18 protein-coding genes and 1 tRNA gene are annotated in these 21,178 nt (G+C 65.5%); 7 read left to right on the forward strand and 12 right to left on the reverse strand.

Features of this window, described 5'->3' with window-relative positions; genetic code table 11:
* Positions 1-5 precede the first annotated feature (5 nt).
* Positions 6-2,336 carry a TonB-dependent receptor family protein gene (locus tag CO669_RS24830; protein ID WP_097662569.1) on the reverse strand — a complete coding sequence of 777 codons (2,331 nt, stop codon included), beginning with the start codon at positions 2,334-2,336 and terminating at the stop codon, positions 6-8.
* Positions 2,337-3,576: 1,240 nt separating this feature from the next.
* Here CO669_RS24830 and CO669_RS24840 point away from each other — a divergent pair.
* Genes CO669_RS24840 through CO669_RS24860 form a run of 6 tightly spaced genes read left to right on the forward strand, consistent with a single transcriptional unit; the run spans position 3,577 to position 8,721 of the window.
* On the forward strand, positions 3,577-4,284 hold the full coding sequence (locus tag CO669_RS24840) for a c-type cytochrome (protein ID WP_097662570.1): 708 nt from the start codon (positions 3,577-3,579) through the stop codon (positions 4,282-4,284).
* 11 nt (positions 4,285-4,295) lie between these two features.
* Positions 4,296-5,546, forward strand: coding sequence for a cytochrome c (locus tag CO669_RS24845; RefSeq protein WP_198964260.1), 1,251 nt, complete (start codon positions 4,296-4,298; stop codon positions 5,544-5,546).
* An 8-nt stretch (positions 5,547-5,554) separates the two neighbouring features.
* Positions 5,555-5,731 carry a hypothetical protein gene (locus CO669_RS36130; protein ID WP_198964245.1) on the forward strand — a complete coding sequence of 59 codons (177 nt, stop codon included), beginning with the start codon at positions 5,555-5,557 and terminating at the stop codon, positions 5,729-5,731.
* Positions 5,728-6,297: a cupredoxin domain-containing protein gene (locus tag CO669_RS24850; protein ID WP_097662572.1), complete on the forward strand. Its 570-nt coding sequence runs from the start codon at positions 5,728-5,730 to the stop codon at positions 6,295-6,297. Before CO669_RS36130 ends, CO669_RS24850 begins: the two co-directional genes overlap by 4 nt.
* Positions 6,284-7,906 (forward strand): b(o/a)3-type cytochrome-c oxidase subunit 1, encoded by a 1,623-nt coding sequence (locus CO669_RS24855; protein WP_097662573.1) that lies wholly within the window; start codon positions 6,284-6,286, stop codon positions 7,904-7,906. Before CO669_RS24850 ends, CO669_RS24855 begins: the two co-directional genes overlap by 14 nt.
* On the forward strand, positions 7,906-8,721 hold the full coding sequence (locus tag CO669_RS24860) for a c-type cytochrome (RefSeq protein WP_198964246.1): 816 nt from the start codon (positions 7,906-7,908) through the stop codon (positions 8,719-8,721). The genes CO669_RS24855 and CO669_RS24860 overlap by 1 nt, the downstream gene beginning before the upstream one ends.
* A gap of 152 nt (positions 8,722-8,873) precedes the next feature.
* Here CO669_RS24860 and CO669_RS24865 read toward each other — a convergent pair whose 3' ends face one another.
* Positions 8,874-9,344 carry a type II toxin-antitoxin system RatA family toxin gene (locus CO669_RS24865; protein ID WP_097662575.1) on the reverse strand — a complete coding sequence of 157 codons (471 nt, stop codon included), beginning with the start codon at positions 9,342-9,344 and terminating at the stop codon, positions 8,874-8,876.
* Positions 9,345-9,362: 18 nt separating this feature from the next.
* Positions 9,363-10,319, reverse strand: a complete 957-nt coding sequence (gene lipA, locus CO669_RS24870) for a lipoyl synthase (protein WP_097662576.1) — start codon at positions 10,317-10,319, stop codon at positions 9,363-9,365.
* A 130-nt stretch (positions 10,320-10,449) separates the two neighbouring features.
* Between lipA and CO669_RS24875 the strand changes: the two genes are divergently transcribed.
* On the forward strand, positions 10,450-11,052 hold the full coding sequence (locus tag CO669_RS24875) for a DNA-3-methyladenine glycosylase (RefSeq protein ID WP_097662577.1): 603 nt from the start codon (positions 10,450-10,452) through the stop codon (positions 11,050-11,052).
* Between the two features lie 89 nt (positions 11,053-11,141).
* On the opposite strand, the gene CO669_RS24880 is transcribed toward CO669_RS24875, so the two are convergent.
* From CO669_RS24880 to CO669_RS24920, 9 genes are all read right to left on the reverse strand, one after another.
* Positions 11,142-14,018, reverse strand: a complete 2,877-nt coding sequence (locus CO669_RS24880) for a valine--tRNA ligase (RefSeq protein WP_097662578.1) — start codon at positions 14,016-14,018, stop codon at positions 11,142-11,144.
* A 123-nt stretch (positions 14,019-14,141) separates the two neighbouring features.
* Entirely contained in the window at positions 14,142-14,921 is a 780-nt protein-coding gene (locus CO669_RS24885) for a PopZ family protein (RefSeq protein WP_198964247.1), read from the reverse strand.
* Positions 14,922-15,226: 305 nt separating this feature from the next.
* The gene (locus tag CO669_RS24890) at positions 15,227-16,612 is read right to left on the reverse strand and encodes a TolC family outer membrane protein (RefSeq protein WP_097662580.1); all 1,386 of its coding nucleotides are present in this window, start codon (positions 16,610-16,612) and stop codon (positions 15,227-15,229) included.
* Between the two features lie 206 nt (positions 16,613-16,818).
* On the reverse strand, positions 16,819-17,481 hold the full coding sequence (locus tag CO669_RS24895; RefSeq protein ID WP_097662581.1) for a protein-L-isoaspartate O-methyltransferase family protein: 663 nt from the start codon (positions 17,479-17,481) through the stop codon (positions 16,819-16,821).
* A gap of 136 nt (positions 17,482-17,617) precedes the next feature.
* The gene (locus CO669_RS24900; protein ID WP_097662582.1) at positions 17,618-17,797 is read right to left on the reverse strand and encodes a hypothetical protein; all 180 of its coding nucleotides are present in this window, start codon (positions 17,795-17,797) and stop codon (positions 17,618-17,620) included.
* Between the two features lie 213 nt (positions 17,798-18,010).
* Positions 18,011-18,085 (reverse strand) — tRNA-Asn (locus CO669_RS24905).
* Between the two features lie 135 nt (positions 18,086-18,220).
* Complete coding sequence (locus CO669_RS24910) at positions 18,221-18,589, reverse strand: hypothetical protein (RefSeq protein WP_097662712.1); 369 nt, start codon at positions 18,587-18,589, stop codon at positions 18,221-18,223.
* A gap of 208 nt (positions 18,590-18,797) precedes the next feature.
* Positions 18,798-20,492: a flotillin family protein gene (locus CO669_RS24915; protein WP_097662583.1), complete on the reverse strand. Its 1,695-nt coding sequence runs from the start codon at positions 20,490-20,492 to the stop codon at positions 18,798-18,800.
* A 22-nt stretch (positions 20,493-20,514) separates the two neighbouring features.
* The gene (locus tag CO669_RS24920) at positions 20,515-21,174 is read right to left on the reverse strand and encodes an OB-fold-containig protein (RefSeq protein WP_097662584.1); all 660 of its coding nucleotides are present in this window, start codon (positions 21,172-21,174) and stop codon (positions 20,515-20,517) included.
* Positions 21,175-21,178 lie beyond the last annotated feature (4 nt).

Below are 21,178 nucleotides of genomic sequence, written 5' to 3' on the forward strand. Positions count from 1 at the left end.
GCGAGTTAGAACCGCGCCCGGATGCCGCCGTAATAGCCGCGTCCGTCGCCGGGGATGAAAGCGGCCTGGTCCGGCCGCGCCTGATCGACGATCAGGGTTGATGCGGCATAGGTCGCGTTGAACAGATTGGTGATCTCGCCGAACACCGAGACGCGTTCGCTGATCCGGTATTCGCTGCGCAGGTCGGCGACCACGAACGGATCGGCGAACAGCGTGTTCATGTTGTCGACCGGCATGTGGCCCGGGCTCCAGCGCACCACGCCCTGAAGCTTCCAGGCGTCGGTCGCCTGATATTGCAGGACCGCGTTGACGAGATGCGGCGGCGCGCCGGCGAGGTGGTTGTTGCCGCGCAGCGGATCGTTGTCGAAGCGGAAGTCCTGATAGGTGTAGGCGACACGGCCGGTCAGCCGCTCCGTCAGCCTGACACCGAAGCCGAGCTCGACGCCGAAATGCGTGGTGCGGTCGGCATTGAAGGCCGCCATCAGCGCGCCGGTGGAATCGCGCAGGCTCAAAAGCTCGTTGTCGACCCAGGAATAATAGCTGACCGCATCCCATGACAGGATGCCGGCGCGTCCGCGCCAGCCGCCTTCGACCGTGGTGGCGGTCTGGGCCTTCAGATCGGGCGTTGCGAACACCGCGGCGACCAGCGCCGGATTGCCCGGCGTCGGCCGGCCGGCGCTGCTGTTCGGGGTCCCGTTGATCGTCGCCAGCAGATCGTCATGCGACGGCGGCTCGAAGCTGCGGCTGACCGCGGCAAAGATGGTCTGGCTGGTCACGGGGCGGAAGGTCACGCCGAGGCTGGGGCTCCAGGCCGAATAGCTGCGCGCATAGCTCGAGCTCTGCGTCGGCACGGCGCCGTTCGGCAGCAGCGCGGTCGGGTTGGCCGGATTGTAGGCAATCGTCGGCCGTGTCGCGTTCCGATAGAGATCGTCATTGTCGCGCGTGGCATAGCCATAGGCGATCGCAGGCGACACCGTGATCCGGTCCCAGACCGGAAGATTGACGCCAGTATGAAGCGCGAGCGTGGTCGCGTCGAGCCGGCTCTCGCCGAACTTGGCCCCGGCCTGCCCGGCCTGGTTGATGAAGTTCTCCCGGTCCGCCGATCCCACCGAATATTGCGCGGTGGTTTCCACGAGCGGCAGCGCAGCTGCGCTGTCGGGCTTGTAGGCGTAGCGGAACACGCCGGTCGCATCGTCGCCCCGCGTGGCGCGGATGCCCGACGAGATCGGGAAGCGGAACATGTCGTCGGTGTGGGTGTAGCCGAGCGCAATGTCGAACAGATGCGCGTCGAACGTCGCGGTGGTCCGCGAACCCAGAACGAACTGGTCGCCCTCGCGCCGGGGCCTGTCGCGCACCACGTTGGGGCCGGGATTGATCGAGGTGGACGGCGGGATGAAGGTCGGGCCGGCAAACACCTGCTTCGGATTGGCCTCCATCGCGCTCTTGGTCAGCGGTCCCGCGACGTCGAAGCCGAGATCGGTGTAGCCGATGAAGAAACGCGTGCTGACATTCTCGGACAGCACGGCGCCGATATTGGCGTTGAAGCTGCTGCGCTCGGAGCTGTTGTAGTCGCGAAAGCCGTCGCGGCGACTGAAATCGGCCTGGACCAGCGCGTCCACATTGTCCTTCCTGCCGCCGGTCTGCGCGCTCGCGTTGATCTGGCCGAAGCTGCCCCCGCTGACTGCGACTTGCGTGCCAGGCGAGGACGATCCCGTCGGCGACACGAAGTTCAGGGCGCCGCCGAGCACGGTCGCGCCGAGGCGATTGGCCATGTAGCCGCGATAGACCTCGATGGCCTCGGCCTGCTGCGGATTGGCAAAGCCGACGATGTAGGAGCCGTCGGCGCGATTGATCGGCAGGCCGTTCTGCAGCACCAGCAGCCCGCGCTCGACCGGATTCTGCTGCAGGCCGGAGCCGCGGATCTGGATGCGCGGCTGGTCGTTGCCGCCGAAGAAGTTCTGCACCACGACGCCGGGAACGCCGCTGAGCGCGCGCGACAGGGTTGGATTGCCGGTCGGCGCCAGATCCTCGCGCTTGACCAGGGCGACGCCGCCCGCGAGCGCCTCGAAGCGCTCCTGCACCGACGCGGCTGCCGTCGCGGGCGCCGTTGCCGCTTCGCCGGAGCCGTCACCGCTGCGAGGCTGCGGCTTGGCGGCCCGGCGCCGTGCCGCAACCCGCTCGTGCGCGGCCACCGCGGGCTTCGCTGCGCTCTTCGGCGCATCCACAACCACGGGATCGAGCTGGACCGCCGCGCCAGGCGTTGCCGATTGCGCGAGGCAGGCTTCTCCGGCCAACGCCGGCAGCAACAGGACCGACGCCGTCAACGACAGCCGCATCGTGCCCTGGATTTTGTTTCGCGGCCGCCCTCGCCCCGATGAAAGGTTGTTGATCGTACGTTCCACTGCAGCCCCATTTTTCTTGCGGCCCGACGTATTGGAGCGCGAGCCGGTGTCCGCGCGACGGTGCATGCCGTCGCGATCGGCCGCGAAGCTCGCCGCTGGTGCCGGGAATCTGGTTGCGCTGGAGCAAATAGCGCGCGGCTTGGAATTAGTTTCGTTCCAAGCTGCAGGGTCCGCGTTATGTCGCCGCCGGGCTCCCGCTGCCGCAAGCGGCGCGCTCGCATGGTCGGGCACACGCTGCTTGACCGCGTCGGCATCGGACGGCTTGACCTTGGCGCTGACAGCCAATTCCACCATGCGCGCGGCGGGATCGGCCGCAATCACCTTGGACGCATTGACCGACAGCCCGGGAGCACCGCCCGCGTGAATCCCGGATGCCGCTAGCGCTCGTCCGGGCTACAAGCCCTTGTGTTGCCCGACAGGCAAAACACCCAACCGGCCGGTCAATCGCCTCGCGCAAAAATATTCGCCTTTACAGAAATTCGGCTTTGTCGCATTCTCTCGTCACCTCACCCCGGTCAGAGGGGCGTATCGCGATCGTCACGAAACGTGGGGTGAGCTGCGGTGGGCGCTCGTCACATCGGCGCGACAGGCATTGCAGGGCGGCAAAACCGTGAGCAACGACCTTCGCGCACACGACCGGTGTGACATGCGTACGGCAAAACCGTGTCGTCCTGACGCCCGGGGTCTGTGCGTCAAGTCTTGTGGTGATGTGTGTTGCCCGACCGGGCGCGCGCATCAGTCATCTGCAAGGCGACGGGGGCAATAGTGCATCGCTCCCCGGGGAGAGCTCGGCATAAGCCGTCAAACCACTGCGCAGGGAAGGCCGGGTTGTCCTGGCTACACCTGTATGCCGCTGTGCAGCTTCTTGTGACGCAGGATTCGCACAGTGGACCGCGGGTGCCAGCCGGCATCCGGTCTTCCCTGCGCCCCCTGACAAAGGAGGGCGATGTGACCAGGCAAAACTCGGGCAGGAACTGCCGCGAGGCTGCTGCGTCACGTCGGGTTTTCACAAAGCACGTAATTTTGTCGAATTCGATCAGAATCGCGAGCGTATACGGCGCGGCCAAACGTCATCACGCTCTTCGGAGCTTGCGCGAGAAAATATTGGCGCAATAATGCCGCTCTACGTTGTGATCCGGAATCAACCGGACCCGCATGATGGAGGGCGACGAACGTGTTCGCTCGCACCGCGGCCTCAGCCGCTGTGATCTTCACCTTGGCCGCAATTGATGGTGCGACCGCCCAAACGGCCAACCAGCCGCCTGATACGATGGCGGCCCGGGTCGAGGCCTGCACGCCCTGTCACGGCAACAAGGGCGAAGGCACCAGCGACGTCTATTTCCCGCGCCTCGCGGGCAAGCCGGCCGGTTATCTCTACAACCAGCTCCTCGCCTTCCGCAGCGGCCGGCGCAAATATCCGCCGATGAACTATCTGCTGGAGTTTCTGCCCGATCCCTATCTGGAGGCGATGGCGGAATATTTCGCCGGGGAGCATCCGCCGCTGCCGCAGCCGGCGCCCAGCGAGGTCAGCAAGGAGGTCCTTGCGCAGGGTGAGCTGCTCGCCACGAGCGGCGATGCCAGCCGCAACATTCCGGCCTGCGTGAGCTGTCACGGCCCGGCACTGGCCGGCATGCAGCCCGGCATTCCCGGCCTGCTCGGCTTGCGCGCCGCCTATATCAGTGCCCAGCTCGGCGCCTGGCGCTACGGCACCCGCACCGCGAAATCGCCGGATTGCATGCAGCAAGTCGCCGGCCATCTGACCGAGGCCGACGTCACCGCCGTGGCCGCCTGGCTAGCGACGCGGCCCACGCCCACCAATCCTGCTCCCGTTCCGAAAGGCACCTACGCGCTGCCGTTCGGCTGCGGCAGCCAGCCCAACTGACGAGGCGGATGATGGGCTCGAAACTGTCGATCACACTCTTGGCCCTGGCCGCGTTGACGACGGCCGCGCAGGCGCAGGTCAAGACTCAAGAGATGAGCAGCGACATCGTCGCGCGCGGCGAATATCTCGCCCGTGCCGGCGATTGCACGGCGTGTCATACCGCGCCCGAGGGGCGCCTGTTCGCCGGCGGCCGCGCCATGCCGACCCCGTTCGGCACGCTCTACACCTCCAACATCACGCCCGATCCGGATACGGGCATCGGAAAGTGGAGCGCCGATGATTTCTACAAGACCATGCACAGCGGCCGCTTCCCGGACGGCGGCCTGATCTATCCGGCGATGCCGTTCGCGTCCTACACCAAGGTGACGCGCGCCGACAGCGACGCGATCTACGCGTATTTGCGCTCGATTGCGCCGGTGAGCCAGAGGAACAAGCCGCACGAGCTGCGCTTTCCCTATGACAATCGTCAGCTCATCCTCGGCTGGCGCACGCTGTTCTTCAGCGAAGGCGAATTCAAGCCCGATCCGAAGAAATCCGCGGAATGGAATCGCGGCGCCTATCTGGTCGAGGGGCTCGGCCATTGCGGCATGTGCCATTCGCCCATCAACGCGCTCGGCGGCACCTCGCAATCGGATGCCTTCAAGGGCGGCCTGATCCCGATGCAGAACTGGTATGCGCCGTCCCTGACCTCCAACCGTGAAGCCGGCCTCGGCGACTGGAGCATCAAGGACATCACCGATCTGCTCCAGACCGGCGTCTCCATGCGCGGCGTGGTCTACGGCCCGATGGCCGAGGTCGTGCACAACAGCCTGCAATATCTCAATGACGAGGATACCAGGGCGATGGCGGTGTACCTCAAGGGCATCGCGGAGCCCTCGCCTCCGCCGCCGGCAAGCTCGACGCTGCCGACCACCGAGAGCAGCCTGCTGATCAGCCTCGGCAAGACCGTCTACGACAAGAGCTGCGCGAGCTGTCACGGCACGCAGGGCGAAGGCAAGCCGCCGCACTGGCCGCCGCTCGCCAACAACCAGTCGATCGAGATGCAGTCGGCGGTCAACCCGATCCGCATGGTGCTCAATGGCGGCTATCCGCCGGGGACCAAGGGCAATCCGATGCCTTACGGCATGCCGCCCTTCGCGGGTCTCTTATCCGACAACGAGATCGCCGCCGTCGTCTCCTATATCCGCACCGCCTGGGGCAATCGCGGCACGCCGGTCTCGGCGCGCGAAGCCAACGAGCTGCGCTCCGCGCCGCTGAACTGAGGCATCACATGATCAATTCCGATCCGCCGACCAGCCCAGCCGCCGCCGACCAGGCCGTCGAGGAGGTCGTCGCGCAAGGCCCGTCCGGCGCGCTTCTGCTCGCCGGCATCGCCACGGCCTGCGTGGTCGCGATGTGGCTCGCCTTCTATCTGTTCGTGTTCCTGCCGCGTGGGCCGCTGCAATGAGCGCGCAAGACACCCATGGCAGCGCCAGTGCCGAGGTGGCGGCCCGCGTCGAGCGGCGCTGGGCCACCATTGCCGTGATCATCATCGTGGTGATGGCGGGATTAGCGGCCTTCGCCGGCATTCATCGCGCCACCATGCCGCAGCCGCGTGTCGAGACCATCGATCCCTCGCGCATCCATCTCTCCGGCGAGTTCGTCGAAAGCAATCTCGGCAGCGTGCTTGAGGCCAGCGGCGCTGTCACCGTCCGCGCGATCGGCCAGCAATATTCCTTCACGCCGGCCTGCATCCTGGTGCCCGCGGACACGCCGATCACGCTCCGCGCCACCAGCGCCGACGTCGTGCACGGCATCCTGATCCAGGGCACCAACGTCAACACCATGCTGGTGCCGGGCTACATCTCGGAGCAGCTGATGCGCTTCACCAGGACCGGCGACTATCTGATGCCCTGCCAGGAGTTCTGCTCCTTCGGCCACGAGGGCATGTGGGGCAAGGTCAAGGTGATCGACAAGACCGAATTTGCGAACCGCGCGAAGGGCGGCGGGAGGCTGAGCTGTGTTGGTCAATAGGAAGCTCATCCTCGCCCATTTCTGGCTGGCCTTCGCGGTGTTCGGCATCGCGCTGACGCTCGGCGCCTGGCAGATGTTCATCCGCAGCCCGATCGGCACTTGGCTGTCCAACCCGGAGCTCTACTACCGCTCACTGACCGCGCACGGCACGGTGATGGGCTATGTGTTCCCGACGCTGGTCGCGATGGGCTTCGGCTATGCCATCAGCGAATCCGCGCTGCAGCAGCGCCTGGTCGGCGTGCGCTGGGCCTGGGCCGGATTTTGGCTGATCGTCATCGGCAGCGTCATGGCGGTGATCCCGATCGCGCTGGGCCGCGCCTCGGTGCTCTACACGTTCTATCCGCCGCTGATCGGCAACGTCTTCTACTATCTCGGCGTCGTCCTGGTCGTGGTCGGCTCGTGGATCTGGGTCGCGCTGATGTCGATCAACTTGCGCGTCTGGCGCAAGGCCAATCCCGGTGCGCCGGTGCCGCTCGCCATGTTCGCCAATGTCGCGGGCTCCTATTTGTGGGCCTGGACCGCCGTCGGCGCCGCGCTCGAGTTGTTGCTCCAGATCATCCCGGTCGCCGCAGGCCTGAAAGCGACCATCGATGCCGGTCTTGCGCGCGTGTTCTTCTCCTGGACGCTGCACGCCATCGTCTATTTCTGGCTGATGCCGACCTACATCGCCTATTACACCATCGTGCCGCGCGCGATCGGCGGACGGGTCTATTCCGACAGCATGGCGCGGATCTCCTTCATCCTGTTCCTGGTCGTGGCGATGCCGATCGGCATGCACCACACCTTCGCCGATCCGCAGGTCGGCGCCGGCTTCAAGTTCATCCATTCGGCCTTCACGGCGCTGGTGGCGTTGCCGACGCTGCTGACGGTGTTCACGATCTGCGCCTCGGTCGAGATCGCAGCGCGCGTGCGCGGCGGCCGCGGCATGTTCGGCTGGATCAGGGCCCTGCCCTGGGACAATCCGATGATGCTGGCGCTGGCGTTCTCGTTCGTCATGCTCGGCTTCGGCGGCGCCGGCGGCCTCATCAACATGAGCTATCAGCTCGATGCCTCCATCCACAACACGCAGTGGATCACCGGTCATTTCCACCTGATCTTCGGCGGCGCCATCGTGATCATGTATTTCGCGATTGCCTATGATCTGTGGCCGCATCTGACCGGACGCGAGCTGATCGATGTCAGGCTGATGCGTACCCAGCTCTGGCTGTGGTTCATCGGCATGATCGTGACCACCTTCCCATGGCACTGGGTCGGCATTCTCGGCATGCCGCGCCGCATGGCCTATTTCGACTTCGGCGATCCCGCCATCGCGCCGCAGGCGCTCTCGGTCACGCTTTCGGCGATCGGCGGCTTCGTCCTGCTGGCCTCGGGCATCATGTTCATTGTCATCCTCGCCCGCGGCATGCGTGCGCCTCAGACCGATGCCGGCCCTTACCGCTTTGCGCTCGCCGTGCATGAGCCGAAGACGGTGCCGGTCGCGCTCAATACGCACGCGCTGTGGGTGGCGTTGATGATCGGCCTCACGCTCACCAATTACGGCTATCCGATCCTGAATCTCGCGCTGAGCTCGGGCACCTCGGTGCCGGCCGTCTATGTGGGAGCGCAGTGATGAGCACGCGCGACCTCTTCACCCTCCGCAACAGCCATTTCAGGATCGGCGTCGGCATCACCGCGGCGATCCTGACCGTGACTGCGATCGCCGGCTTCATCGTGCTGCCCTTCGCGCAGCCCTGGGTTCAGTTCGCGGGCGTCTGGGACGCGATCTGTAGCGCCGCCGGCGTGCCGCAGCGTTCGGCCAACGTCACGGCGCCCGAACAGGCAAAGCGCTTGTCCGAGGTCGTGCTGACCTCGAACACGCTGTCGCGCCCGAGCCAGGAGGCGATCGGCCGCGGCGCCACGCTGGCGCAGCGTTGCGCGATCTGCCACGGCCCGACCGGCGTCAGCCGCGCGGACTCGCCCAATCTCGCCGGCCAGTATGCCGCCGTGATCTACAAGGAGCTGCACGATTTCCGCTCGGGCGCGCGCACCAATGCCGTGATGTCGCCGTTCGCAGTCAACCTGACCGACCAGGAGATCGCCGATCTCTCCAACTATTACGCCTACCTGCCGCGGCTTCCGGCCTATCACCCGACCCCGCAGCTGCCAAAGCCCAACATCGTCATCTACGGCGCGCCGATGCGCGGCATCGCGCCCTGCGGCTCCTGCCATGGCAGCCTCGACAACAAGACCGGCAGCCCGTGGCTGGAGGGACAATCCGAGGCCTACATGAAGGCGCAGCTCCAGGCCTTCGCCTCCGGCGAGCGCCGCAACGACATCAGCCAGCAGATGCGCAACATCGCCCGCGCGATGACGCCGCAGGAGATCGAGGCGGCCGCAGCGTATTACGCCTCGCAGCCGCCGGACGTGGTGAAGGCGGTGGATTGAGCAAGGTCTCGTGCCCCGGACGCAGCGCAGCGCCTTTCGGCGGCGCGCTGCAGAGCCGGGGCCCATCTCTCCGAGATGTTCGTGCGGGGTGGGTCCCGGCTCTGCGCAGCAACGCGAAGGGCGTTGCAGCGCGTCCGGGACACGAGAGTTACCTACGTCGACGCCAGCTTCGGCCGCCCGTAGATCGCATCGGCCCGTTTCTCGAACGCGGTCGAGAAACGCGCGAAGGCGGCGTCGAACATCGAGCCCATCAGCATCGCCAGCATGCGGCTCCTGAATTCGTAGGACAGGAAGAAACCGACGTCGCAGACGTCCTCACCCTTGGGCTCGAACGTCCAGCGGTTTTCGAGATTGCTGAAGGGACCCTGCAGATATTCGACCAGGATTTTCAGATTGGCGCGATCGAGCGTCACGCGGCTGGTGAAGGATTCCCTGACCAGCTTGAACGACACCGTCATGTCGGCGACCAGCACCTCGGTGCCATCGGGCTTGGCCATGCGCTGGCGCACCTTCAGCGCGCTGCAGAGCGGCACGAATTCCGGGTAGCGCTCGACGTCGGCGACCAGATCGAACATCTGGGAGGCGCTGTGGTTGACACGGCGCTTGCTCGAAAATTTGGGCATGGTGGCTCAGATGGCGGTTCAGCGCGCAGTTGCTGCCCGCGCGGCCTTCAGTCTCGCAAAGTCCTCGCCGGCATGGTGCGACGAACGGGTCAGCGGGCTCGCGGACACCATCAGGAAGCCCTTGGTGTAGGCGATCTTCTCATACGAGGCGAACTCGTCCGGCGGCACGTAGCGCATCACAGCATGGTGCTTGCGGGTCGGCTGCAGATATTGCCCGATGGTCAGGAAATCGACGTCGGCCGAGCGCAGATCGTCCATCACCTGCTGCACCTCGTGGCGCTCCTCGCCGAGGCCGACCATGATTCCGGACTTGGTGAAGATGGTGGGATCGAGCTCCTTGACCCGCTGCAGCAGCCGGATCGAATGGAAGTAGCGCGCGCCGGGCCGCACTGTCAGATAGCGCGACGGCACGGTCTCGAGATTGTGGTTGAACACGTCGGGCTTGGCGGCGACGACGACTTCGAGCGCCCCCTCCTTGCGCAGGAAGTCGGGCGTCAGGATCTCGATCGTGGTCGTGGGACAGGCGGCGCGGATCGCGCGGATGGTCTGGGCAAAATGCACGGCGCCGCCGTCGGCGAGATCGTCGCGATCGACCGAGGTGATGACGACGTGGGCAAGGCCGAGCTTGGCGGTGGCTTCGGCGACGTTTTGCGGCTCGGCCGCGTCCAGCGCATTCGGCAGGCCGGTCTTGACGTTGCAGAAGGCGCAGGCCCGGGTGCAGGTGTCACCCATGATCATGAAGGTGGCGTGCTTTTTGTCCCAGCACTCGCCGATGTTCGGGCAACCCGCCTCCTCGCACACCGTGTGCAGGCCGTTCGACCGCACGATGTTGCGGGTGTCGGCGTAGCCGCGGGTGTTGGGCGCGCGCACACGGATCCAGTCCGGCTTCGGCGGCGAAGCGGAGTCGGGGCGATTCACCTTTTCAGGGTGGCGCGGGCGCAGCGGGTTCGCGATGGTATCGACAATAACGACCATGATCCGTCCGGTCTGTTCAGGTCCTACCTAGTCGGTCTGCCTGCCCGCTGCAACCCGGCTCGCACCGCTTCAGGGAACATGGCAGATATGGGCATTATCTTGCTCTGTTCTCAGGCGATTCTCACCTCGAATGGCTCCAAGCTCCAAGGCTCCATCCCCGCGCCTCGGCAAACGGCTGAAGCGCAGCTTTTTCGACCGCGACGTCCGCGAGGTCGCGCCCGACCTGATCGGCGCGACCATGCTGGTGGACGGCGTCGGAGGGATCATCGTGGAGGTCGAGGCCTATCATCATACCGAGCCAGCGGCGCACTCCTACAACGGGCAGACGCCGCGGAACCAGGTGATGTTCGGCCCGCCCGGCCACGCCTATGTCTACCGCTCCTACGGCATCCATTGGTGCGTGAACTTCGTCTGCGAGGAGGAAGGCTCGGCCAGCGCCGTGCTGATCCGCGCCCTGGAACCGACGCATGGCCTCGCCGCGATGCGCCGCCGCCGTCATCTGCAGGAGGTGCACGCGCTGTGCTCCGGTCCTGGCAAGCTGACCGAGGCGCTCGGCATCACCATCGCGCACAACACCCTGCCGCTGGACCGCCCCCCGATCGCGCTCCATGCCCGGACGGAGGATGTGGAGGTCGCGACCGGCATCCGGATCGGCATCACCAAGGCGGTCGAGCTGCCCTGGCGCTACGGCGTCAGGGGCTCGAAGTTTTTGAGCAAGCCATTCCCGAAATGACTGTCATTCCGGGGCGATGCGCAGCATCGAACCCGGAATCTCGAGATTCCGGGGTCGGCTCTATGAGCCGTCCCGGAATGACACCGAGGCTAGGACGCCTGCTTCAGCCGTTCCAGCGCCTCGAGCAGCTTGGCCTTGCGGGCCAGCGCCGCCTCGCGCTTTTCGCGCTCCTCCTCGACGACCTCCTCGGCCGCGTTGGCGACGAATTTCTCGTTCGCCAGCTTCGACTCGGCGCGCTTGATGTCGGCATCGGCCTTGCCGATCTCCTTGTCGAGACGCGTGCGCTCGGCGGCGACGTCGATCACGCCCTTGAGCGGCAGTGCGGCGACCTCGCCGCGCACGAGCAGCTGCACCGCGCCGTCAGGCGCGCGGTCGGCGAAGGAGATGTCGGACAGGCGCGCCATGCGCTTGATGACGTCGGTCCAGCGCGGCGCGCGCTCCCTCGTTTCAGCCGAGGCGCCCGCAAGCACCAGCGCTGTCAATGTCGCCGGCGCGATGTTCATCTCGGCGCGCACCGAACGGATCTGCGTGACGAGGTCGATCACCCAGCCGATCTCGGCCTCCGCCTTGGGATCGCTGAAGTCGGCGTGGTCGAAGATCGGCATGGCCAGCATCGGCGACACCAGCGGATCGGTCGGCCCGGCGGCAGCCGCGAGCATCGCCAGCTGTTCCGGCGTCGGCTCGGCCGGCTTCAGCGGCCACGGCGCCAGTGCGAGCAGGCCATCGCGCTTGGCCGTCACCTCCCACAGCTCTTCGGTGATGAAGGGCATGAAGGGGTGCAGCAGCTTGAGGATCTCGTCGCGCGCCCAGGCAACCATGGCGCGGGTCTCGTCCTTAGCCGGGCTGTCTGGGCCGAGCAGCACGGGCTTGGCGAGCTCGACATACCAGTCGCAATAGACGTTCCAGACGAAGCGGTAGATGCTGCCTGCGGCATCGTTGAAGCGGTAGGCTTCGATCGCCTCGGTCACCTCACGCGTGGTGTGCGCGCTTTCATGCGCGATCCAGCGATTGAGCGTCTCCTTCGCCTTCGCCGGCTCGAAACCGTCGGGCACGACGCAATGGTTCATCTCCGCGAAGCGCGAGGCGTTCCACAGCTTGGTCGCGAAATTGCGGTAGCCTTCGACGCGGCTGGTGGCGAGCTTGATGTCGCGGCCCTGCGCCGCCATCGCGGCCAGCGTGAAGCGCAGCGCGTCCGCGCCGTATTCGTCGATCAGGTTGAGCGGGTCGATGACGTTGCCCTTCGACTTCGACATCTTGGCGCCCTTCTCGTCGCGGACGAGGGCGTGGATGTAGATCGTCGAGAACGGCACCTCCTTCATGAAGTGCAGGCCCATCATCATCATGCGGGCGACCCAGAAGAAGATGATGTCGAAGCCGGTCACCAGTGCGTTGGTCGGATAGTAACGCTGCACCTCGGGCGCGTCCTCGGGCCAGCCGAGCGTCGAGAACGGCCACAGCGCCGAGGAGAACCAGGTGTCGAGCACGTCCTCGTCGCGGGTGATGAAGCCTTCGCGCTTGTTGCGGTCGAGCGCCATCTCGCGGCCCTGCTCGGCCGTGATGACCTCCTGCTCGACGTAGTAGCCGAGCGCGTGGCTGATCGCCTCTTCCTCGGTCTCGGCGACGAACACCTTGCCGTCAGGACCGTACCAGGCCGGGATCTGATGGCCCCACCACAGCTGGCGCGAGATGCACCAGGGCTGGATGTTCTCCATCCACTCGAAATAGGTCTTTTCCCAGTTTTTCGGCACGAACGACGTTTCGCCCGAGCGCACCGCCGCGATCGCGGGCTTTGCGAGAGTCTTCGCGTCGACGTACCACTGGTCGGTCAGATAGGGCTCGATCACGCTGTTGGAGCGGTCGCCGTGCGGCACCATGTGGGTGTGCGGCTCGATCCGCTCGACGAAGCCGAACGATTCCAGCCGTTCGACGATGCGCTTGCGCGCGACGAAGCGGTCGACCTTGTGGAATTCCTCGGCGAATTGCGCCGCGCCTTCCGGCAGGTCGCGCAGATAGTCCTCGTTGTCGACGAGATCGAGACAGCCTTCCCTGTCGAGCACGCTGATGCGGCGCAGGCCGTGGCGATTGCCGACCTCGAAGTCGTTGAAGTCGTGCGCCGGCGTCACCTTAACCGCGCCCGAGCCCTTCTCCGGATCGGAATAGTCGTCGGCGACGATCTGGATCTTGCGGCCGACCAGCGGCAGGATCACGTTTTTGCCGACCAGCTTCAGATAGCGCTCGTCCTCGGGATGCACGGCAACGCCGGTGTCGCCGAGCATGGTCTCGGGACGCGTGGTGGCGACGACGATGAAGCTCGAGGGATCCTCGGGGCTGAAGGTCTTGCCCTCGATCGGGTAACGCAGATACCAGAGGTGGCCCTTGACCTCGGTCTGCTGCACTTCGAGATCGGAGATCGCGGTGAGCAGCTTGGTGTCCCAGTTCACCAGCCGCTTGTCCTTGTAGATCAGGCCGTCGCGGTGCAACTCGACGAACACCTTGACGACGGCCTTCGACAGGCCCTCGTCCATGGTGAAGCGCTCGCGCGACCAGTCGCAGGAGGCGCCGAGACGCTTGAGCTGGTTGATGATGGTGTCGCCGCTTTCGGCCTTCCACTGCCAGACGCGCTCGAGAAACTTCTCGCGGCCCATCTCGCGGCGGCCAGGCTGCTGGCGCTCCATCAGCTGCCGCTCGACCACCATCTGGGTGGCGATACCGGCGTGGTCGGTGCCGGGCTGCCACAGCACGTCGCGGCCGCGCATGCGCTCGAACCGGCACAATATGTCCTGGAGCGTGTTGTTGAGGGCGTGGCCCATGTGCAGCGAGCCCGTCACGTTCGGCGGCGGGATCACGATGGTAAAGGGCACGGCGTCACGACGATCGGGACGGCCGGCCTTGAACGCAAGGCTGTCCTCCCACACCACGGACATGCGGGCTTCGATATCGGCGGGCTGGTAATTTTTCTCGATCATGGGCGCTAGAAAGCCGCGTGTGCGGGTCAAGTCAACGGGAAGCTCAGCGGCGACAGCTTTCCGGCCTTATCCGCAGGCCGAATATGCCGCAGGAGCAGGGCTTTATCGGGGCCGCAGGGGCGGTTAGCGGCCGCCGCGCGAAACCCGCTCGATTTCGGCCTTGACGATGCGTTCCACCATGGCCGGCAAATTGTCGTCGAGCCAGGATTTCAGCATGGGACGCAGCATCTCCTTGACCAGATCCTCCAGCGTCCGCGCGTTGCTGCTGAGGACCGTATGGGCCAGGGAGTTGAAGGCGGATTCGACCGCCGAGACCGTCGACTGCGCCAGCATGGGCTGCTGCGGCGGCAGCGGCGGGGCGTCGAAATCGACTGGCGCGTAGGACGGCGGCGGTGTCGGACGCGGCGGCGGCGCTTCGGCGAATTCGAGATCGTCGCGCGGCTCGACCTTGCGGAAGCTCGGCGGCGGCGGAGGCGGCGTGGGATCCATCGCCATCTCGTCCGTCAATTCGAGCACGTCGGGTTCAGGCTCCGGCTCAGGCTCCGGTTCGGGCGCACGAACCTCAGGCGCGGGCGTGGCGGCATCGAGCCCTGCCAGCAGCGCATCGATGTCGTCCTGGCTGTTGGGCGAGGCGTCCGCCGCGGGTGCGGGAGCTGGCGCCGGTGCCGGCTTTGCGGCCGGGGCCGGCGCGGGCTTCTCGGCGGCGGGTTTGGGCGGTGCAACCTTGGACGGCGGGATGTCGTTCATCGCCTGCGGCTTTGCCGGCGCGGCGGGTGCCGCAGCTTTCTCCGGCTTGGCAGTCTCGGCCGGCGGCGGCTTGGCCTCATCGTCGGCAATGATGCGCCGGATCGAGGCCAGAATCTCCTCCATCGAGGGTTCTGTGACCTTTGCAGGCTGCGTCATCTCCGACTCCACATCATCAACGCCCTCGCATGCGTTGTTTTACACCAAGCACGACCGGATTGGCCGGTTCCGCAACGAGTGGCCCGACATTTTCGTCGCGGCCCCCCGACTTGTCCCCAGATCACGGTTCAACGTGCAGCGGTGCGCCCCCGCCCCCGGTACTCGAACTCTACGCACACGGCAGCAATGCGAGGCGAATCGACCCGCATTGTCTTGGCAAGGCTATGTCAGGGATTTTGACGATTGCAAGCAAAGCGCCGGTCGGCTTCGGCTATCGGCGATGCCGACCGGACGACTACGGGACTTCAGCGCCCGTCAGGCGTACGCACGCCGGCCCAGCTGTCGCGGACCTGATGGTAGTGAACGCTGGGATCGTAAACCGTGGTTGCAAGGCCGAGCACCTGCGGCGCCAGACGGCCAACGGCGGCGAGAACGTTGTAGGATGCGACGACACGGTCGTGCTGTGCGGTGACCAGCGCAACGCGCGCATTGACCAGCGCCTGCTGCGCGTTGAGCACGTCGAGCGTGGTGCGCTGACCGGCCTTGGCCTCCTCGCGCACGCCGTTCAGCGCGATCTCGGATGCCGTCACCTGCGCCTGCGCGGACTGCACCTGCGCCTTGCCGGCCTGCAACGAACCCCAGAACTGCACGACGTTCGCACGAACCTGGTCGCGGATCTTCTCGAGGTTGAGGCGCTGCTGCGCCAGGTTCTCCTTGGACTGGCGGATCAACGAATATTTGTTGCCGCCGTCATAGAGCTGCCAGTTGGCCGACGCGATCGCGGACGCGCTGGTGGCCCTGTATGCGATCAAGGACTGCTCGTTGGCCTGCTGGGCCTGGGCCGTCACGGAAACCGTCGGCAGCAGCGCGCCTTCGGCGATCTTGACCTGCAGGAAATTGACGTCGACGCCGTACATCGCCGACGTGACGTCGGGATGCTCGACGAGGCCGAGTTGAACCGCCGAGGCAAGTGTTGCGGGCAGGAACCGATCAACCGGCGAGCCCGGGGCGAGGTTCGTCGGCTCGTTGCCGATGACGCGACGGAATGCGGCGCGGGTGGTGTTGAGATTCGCTTCGGCAGTCAGAGCCTGCGTCCTGCCGGCCGCCAGCTGCGCTTCAGATTGCGCAACGTCGGTGCGCGTGACTTCGCCGACATTGAAGCGGTCGCGGGTCTGCTTCAGCGTTTGCTCCAGCACCCGCACGTTGCTGCGCTGGACCTCGAGCGTGGCCGAGTCGCGCAGATAGTCCATGTAAGTCGTGGCAGCACTCAGCAGGACGGTCTGATCCATGCCACGCAGCGCTTCGCGCGTACCGGAAACTTGTGCCTCCGCGTTGCGCGTCTTGTTTGCGGTGATGTTGCCATTGTAGAGCGTCTGCGTGACGCCGATGCCGACGCTGCGGGGAGCAGTGGCACCGTAGAACGGCGCGCTGGACAGCGAACTCTGCTGGTCCTGATATTGATAGCCCCCGCTCGCGGTCAGCGTGACCGTGGGGCGATAACCCGACAAGGCCTGAGGCACGTTCTCGTCAGTCGACCGCACTTGGGCACGCTGCGCGTTGAGCTGCGGATTGTTCTGATAGGCGCGCACCAGCGCGGACTCGATCGTATCGGCCAAGGCAGGCGTCGGCCCGGCAAGCGCGAGCAGCAGGACCGAAACCGCAGCTCCGGTGAAGAGCTTCACCCCATGCATCCCAAAAATTCCGTTCATTCTAACGCCCACCTCGTGCCCGCGAGCTGGGTTACCGTCTACCGAGTGGAGTCGTTGCCCCGCCGCAACATAGGATGCGGATTGGCGCGACGGAACTACCTCAGCGTAGTTCTCGGTGGAAACTCTTCACGTGCAGCATCCCGGCCACACTTCTGATTCAGAACGGGATTTTAACGGGATTTGGGCCGTCAGAAGACGAAGGCGGCCGCCCGTTCGAGCCCGGGAAGGACCGGGGCTGCGGCATCGAACAGGGTTCGATGGCCGAATTCGCCGTGGGTCCGGGTCACGATCATGGCCCGCGGCGGCCTGGATTCGGCTGATACCCCCACCAGACGCCCGCCCTCCTTCAGCTGCCCGAGCAGCGCCTCCGGCTTCACCTCGGCAGCGCCATTGAGGATGATCACGTCATAGGGAGCGCCGGCAGGATCGCCCTCGGTGCAGGCCGCAGCCTTGCACGTGACGTTGGCAAGCCCCAGGGACGCGAGGGCATCCCTGGCTTTCGCGGCCAGAGCCGAATCGCATTCCGTTGCAGTGACCTGGCGGGCCAGCTTGGCGGCCAGCGCGGCGAGGTATCCCGTGGCGCAGCCGACCACCAGCACGTTGTCGCCCTCGCCGATTTCGGCGGCCTGCAGCAGCTTGCCGGTGAGCTGCGGCTTGATCAGGAAGCGCTTGTCGGTGCCCTCGCTCACGTCGAGGTCGATATCCAGATAGGCCAGCGCCTGCCGGCTGGCCGGCACGAAGGCCTCGCGCGGAACCGTGAGCATAGCATCGAGAACACGACGGTCGGTGACGTCATTGGTGCGCACCTGGCCATCGACCATTTTGAGGCGCGCGGTCGAGAAACCGGACATTTGCGGACCCTGCAATGCGGACGATGCCGCGGACGAAATTCGCGGCATCTTTGGAGCATGCACGGCCAAAACGCAACACGGCCGTTCGCCTGCGGGCGAAGGCTTCCGCATCTTACCGCTGCAGGGACCGGAGGGATTATTCGATCGCCACCGCGAGGCGGCCGATCAGAGCGGCGACCTCGTCCAGCCGCGCCGAATCGGGCGTCTCGACCGCACGGGCCAGACAGGCCAGGCATTCGTCGTCGCTCAGCTCGGGAACGTCGGCCGGCAGAATCGAGGGGGCCATGTGCGAACGGTCGACCTGTATGTCTCGCATGGGAATCAGCTCCGTAAAGGTCCGGCGCCCCAAGGCTCGATTTCAATTGAGTCGATTTGGCGCCGCCCTCGTGGCGTGACGGCGCCCGTGCACACATCCGCTTGAAGATGATTCCGGGCGGGCATTCGCGAACGCGCGGCTCAGAAATCAATGCAACGACATCGCGCGCCACTTGAGAGCGCGATCACAACTCATTGATTTTGCGGTAAGATTTGGCTCCCCGGGCTGGATTCGAACCAGCGACCATCCGATTAACAGTCGGATGCTCTACCGCTGAGCTACCGAGGAAAAGGCGAACCATTCGTTCGCGCGGGCTGCGTATAACAAAGCCGGTTGCGCTTGCAAAGGACGAATTCGTCATCATCCGAACGTACTTGAGGAAGGGCCTCAGCGGCCCCTCCTCCGGGCGATGTCAGCCGGCGGCTATTCTGCGAGGAACGAGGTGGTCTTGGTGCCGGGGTCGTAGCGCAGCCGAAGCGCGGTCATCTTGCAGAGGTTGACGTTCTTCCACAGCACGGCCTCGTCGTAATTCTGCCAGTCGACGCGGATGTTCCAGACGCAGCCCTCATCGTCCTCGTCGAACTCGACATAGGTGCTGGTCTGGTTCTGCAAGACCTTGTCGAGCTCGTTCTCCCATTCGTCCAGGCCGTCGTCCGGCGCGTTGAAGCCGAGGAATTTGATGGCATAGCCGGTCTCGTTGACGACCGTGACGTTGCGGGCGTCAGCCGCGAACGACGGCATGGCGGCGATCGACAGACCGATCGCGATCAATCCGGACAGAAAATACTTCATGGGAAAATCCTCCGATCGAAACAGGCCTCGGCGCCCGGCGTCGATCGGCGCAGGCGCCGCGGCAATCAAAAGCGTCGCCTCAAGATTCGTCCGGAGCGCGATCGAAAGGTTCAGAACGCGATCGATCTGCACTCCGGAACGTCTGCGCGACGCGAGACGCGCCCAGCCTGTTTATCGTTTCGAATTCTCCGCAGCAATGAACGGGCATTCATAGATCGGCAGAGTTTGTCTTCTCCGGCGCCGGCGACGGCATCGCGGCCCCGTTGCTCTTGCCGGTCACGGCGCCGACCAGCGCCTTCACCGGATCGTCGCCCGGCGCAAAGCCGCTCTGGCGCAGGATTTCGTCGATCATCGGACGCAGCGCATGCACCTTGAGAAGCTCGCCGGCGAGGCCTTCGCCGAAGCCGACGTTGCCCCCACCGGCCCCGCTGCCGCCGAACGCGCCGCCGGTGTGCAGGATGCGGACGTCCTTGAGATTTCCGATCGGCTTGACCATCTCGGCCAGCGCCAAGGGCATGGTCTCGATCCGTTTCTTGGCGATCTCGAAGTCGATCACGTTGGCGCCGAGCTTGTTCTGCGCCTCGTTCTTCATGGTGATGACGGCCGCTTCCGCCTCGCCGATGTTGCGCACGCCGACGGCCTTGATCTTGTTGGATTCGGCTTCGGCGGTGGCCAGCGTCTTGACGGCCTCCGCACGGTCGAGCGAGGCCTTCTTCTCGGCCTCGGCCGCGACGATCAGCTCGGTCGATTTGCGTTCGGCCTCGGTCCGCGCGGCCAGGACCTGGGTGAGACGGGCGCGATCGGCGACCTCGACCGCGCGCGCGGTCACGACCTTTTCCTCCGCGGAGACCGCGAGTGCCTCGGCTGTCTTGGCCTCGGTGACGGCTTCCGACGTTTCCTTGCTCTTGGCCGCGATCTGGATCTCGTTCTCCTGGGTCGCGATCTGGATCTCGCGCTGGGCGTCGGTCCTGCGCTTGTTGATCGCCAGGTCCGACTCGATCACCGCGGTCTCCTTGACCTGCTTGGCGCCGGCCTCCTTCTCGGCGACGGCCCGGTCGGTATCGATGCGGGCATTCTCCTCGGTCAGGCGCGCGGTCTGCGTCGCGGTCGCGACCTCGGCGCGGGTGCTCGCGGTCTTGTTGGCGATGTCGCGCTCCTGGGAGAGCTCGGCTTCCTTCTTGGTGCGTTCGATGCCGAGGGTCTGCTGCCGCGCCTCGAGGTCCTTTTGCGCGATCGCCACCTCGTTGTCGCGCACGATCGCGTTGCGGTCGCGGCGGCGGGTCTCGGTGACGGTCTTGAGCTGGGTCAGGCCCTCGGCGTCGAAGAAGTTCTCGGGATTGAAGAACTTGACGTCGGTCTGGTCCAGCTTGGTCAGCGACACCGATTCCAGCTCGAGCCCGTTCGACTTCACGTCGGACTCGACCGTGGACTGCACGTGCTTGACGAAGTCCGAACGCTTCTCCTGAAGCTCCAGGATGCTCATGGTCGCCGCCACCGAACGCAGGCCGTCGACGAATTTTGCCTCGACCTGGTTGCGCAGAGCCTCTGCGTCGTTGGTCAGAGCGCCCAGCGTCTGGCTCGCCAGCGCGATGCTCTCTTCATCGGGGCGGACGCGCACGTAGAATTCGGCGACGATGTCGACGCGCAGGCGGTCCTTGGTGATGAGGGATTCCCGCTCCTTGCGCTCCACCGTGAGCCGCAGCGTCTTCAGATTGACGCTGGCATAGGAATGGAAGATCGGCAGGATCATGGCGCCGCCATCGAGCACGACCTTCTTGCCGCCGAGGCCGGTGCGCACGAAGGCCTCGTCGCGCGTGGCGCGCTTGTAGAGGATGGTGAAGACGATCCCGAGAACGACGATCAGCGCGACGCCGATCATGGCCGGGACTGCGATGTCGAACATGACTTTCTCCGATAATGGCTTGCTAGCTGCTTAGAGTGGGCTTGGACGGTTTGAGTTCATCGTCGGCCTTCACCGCGACGAAGCGGGTGCCGTCGCGATCGACCAGCAGGACCATAGTTCCCTGCGGCAGGGGCGATGATGACGGCGCGGCGACCGCCCAGACGAAATGGCGGTTGCCGTGGATGTCCGCGACGCTGACCTTGCCGGGCGGCCCCTGGTCGAGCGGTCCGATGACGACCTCGCCGATGCGGCCGACGAGATCCCCAAGGCCAACGACGTAGCTTTCATCCTTCGGGATCACCCGCGCGATGGCCCGGCTGGCGGCACGCACCAGGGGAACCGAGACCACGAGAGCCCCGACCGAGGCGACCGTCGCGGGCAAGGGCCCCGCCACCATCCGCGCGACGTCCTGGATCAGGAAGCCGGTGATGGAGAAAGCGCCGAGCAACAGCAGCAGGAAGATCAACTGCGGCACGCCGCCGACATTGATCCAGGAGATGGCGTTGATGACGCCGTTGTCGCTGGGATGACCGAAATCGATGTTGGTGCCGAGCATCTCGCTCAAGGAAGCCCCGACCAGCATCGAGACCACCTCGATCGAGCCGACGATCACGATCATGGCCGCCGCGATCGCGAACGGCCGGACCTCCGGCATCATGACGTGTTCGAGCAATGCGCTCATGACA

Origin of the sequence: Bradyrhizobium sp. Y36 (assembly GCF_002531575.1) — a bacterium.
Taxonomy (GTDB): Bacteria; Pseudomonadota; Alphaproteobacteria; order Rhizobiales; family Xanthobacteraceae; genus Bradyrhizobium.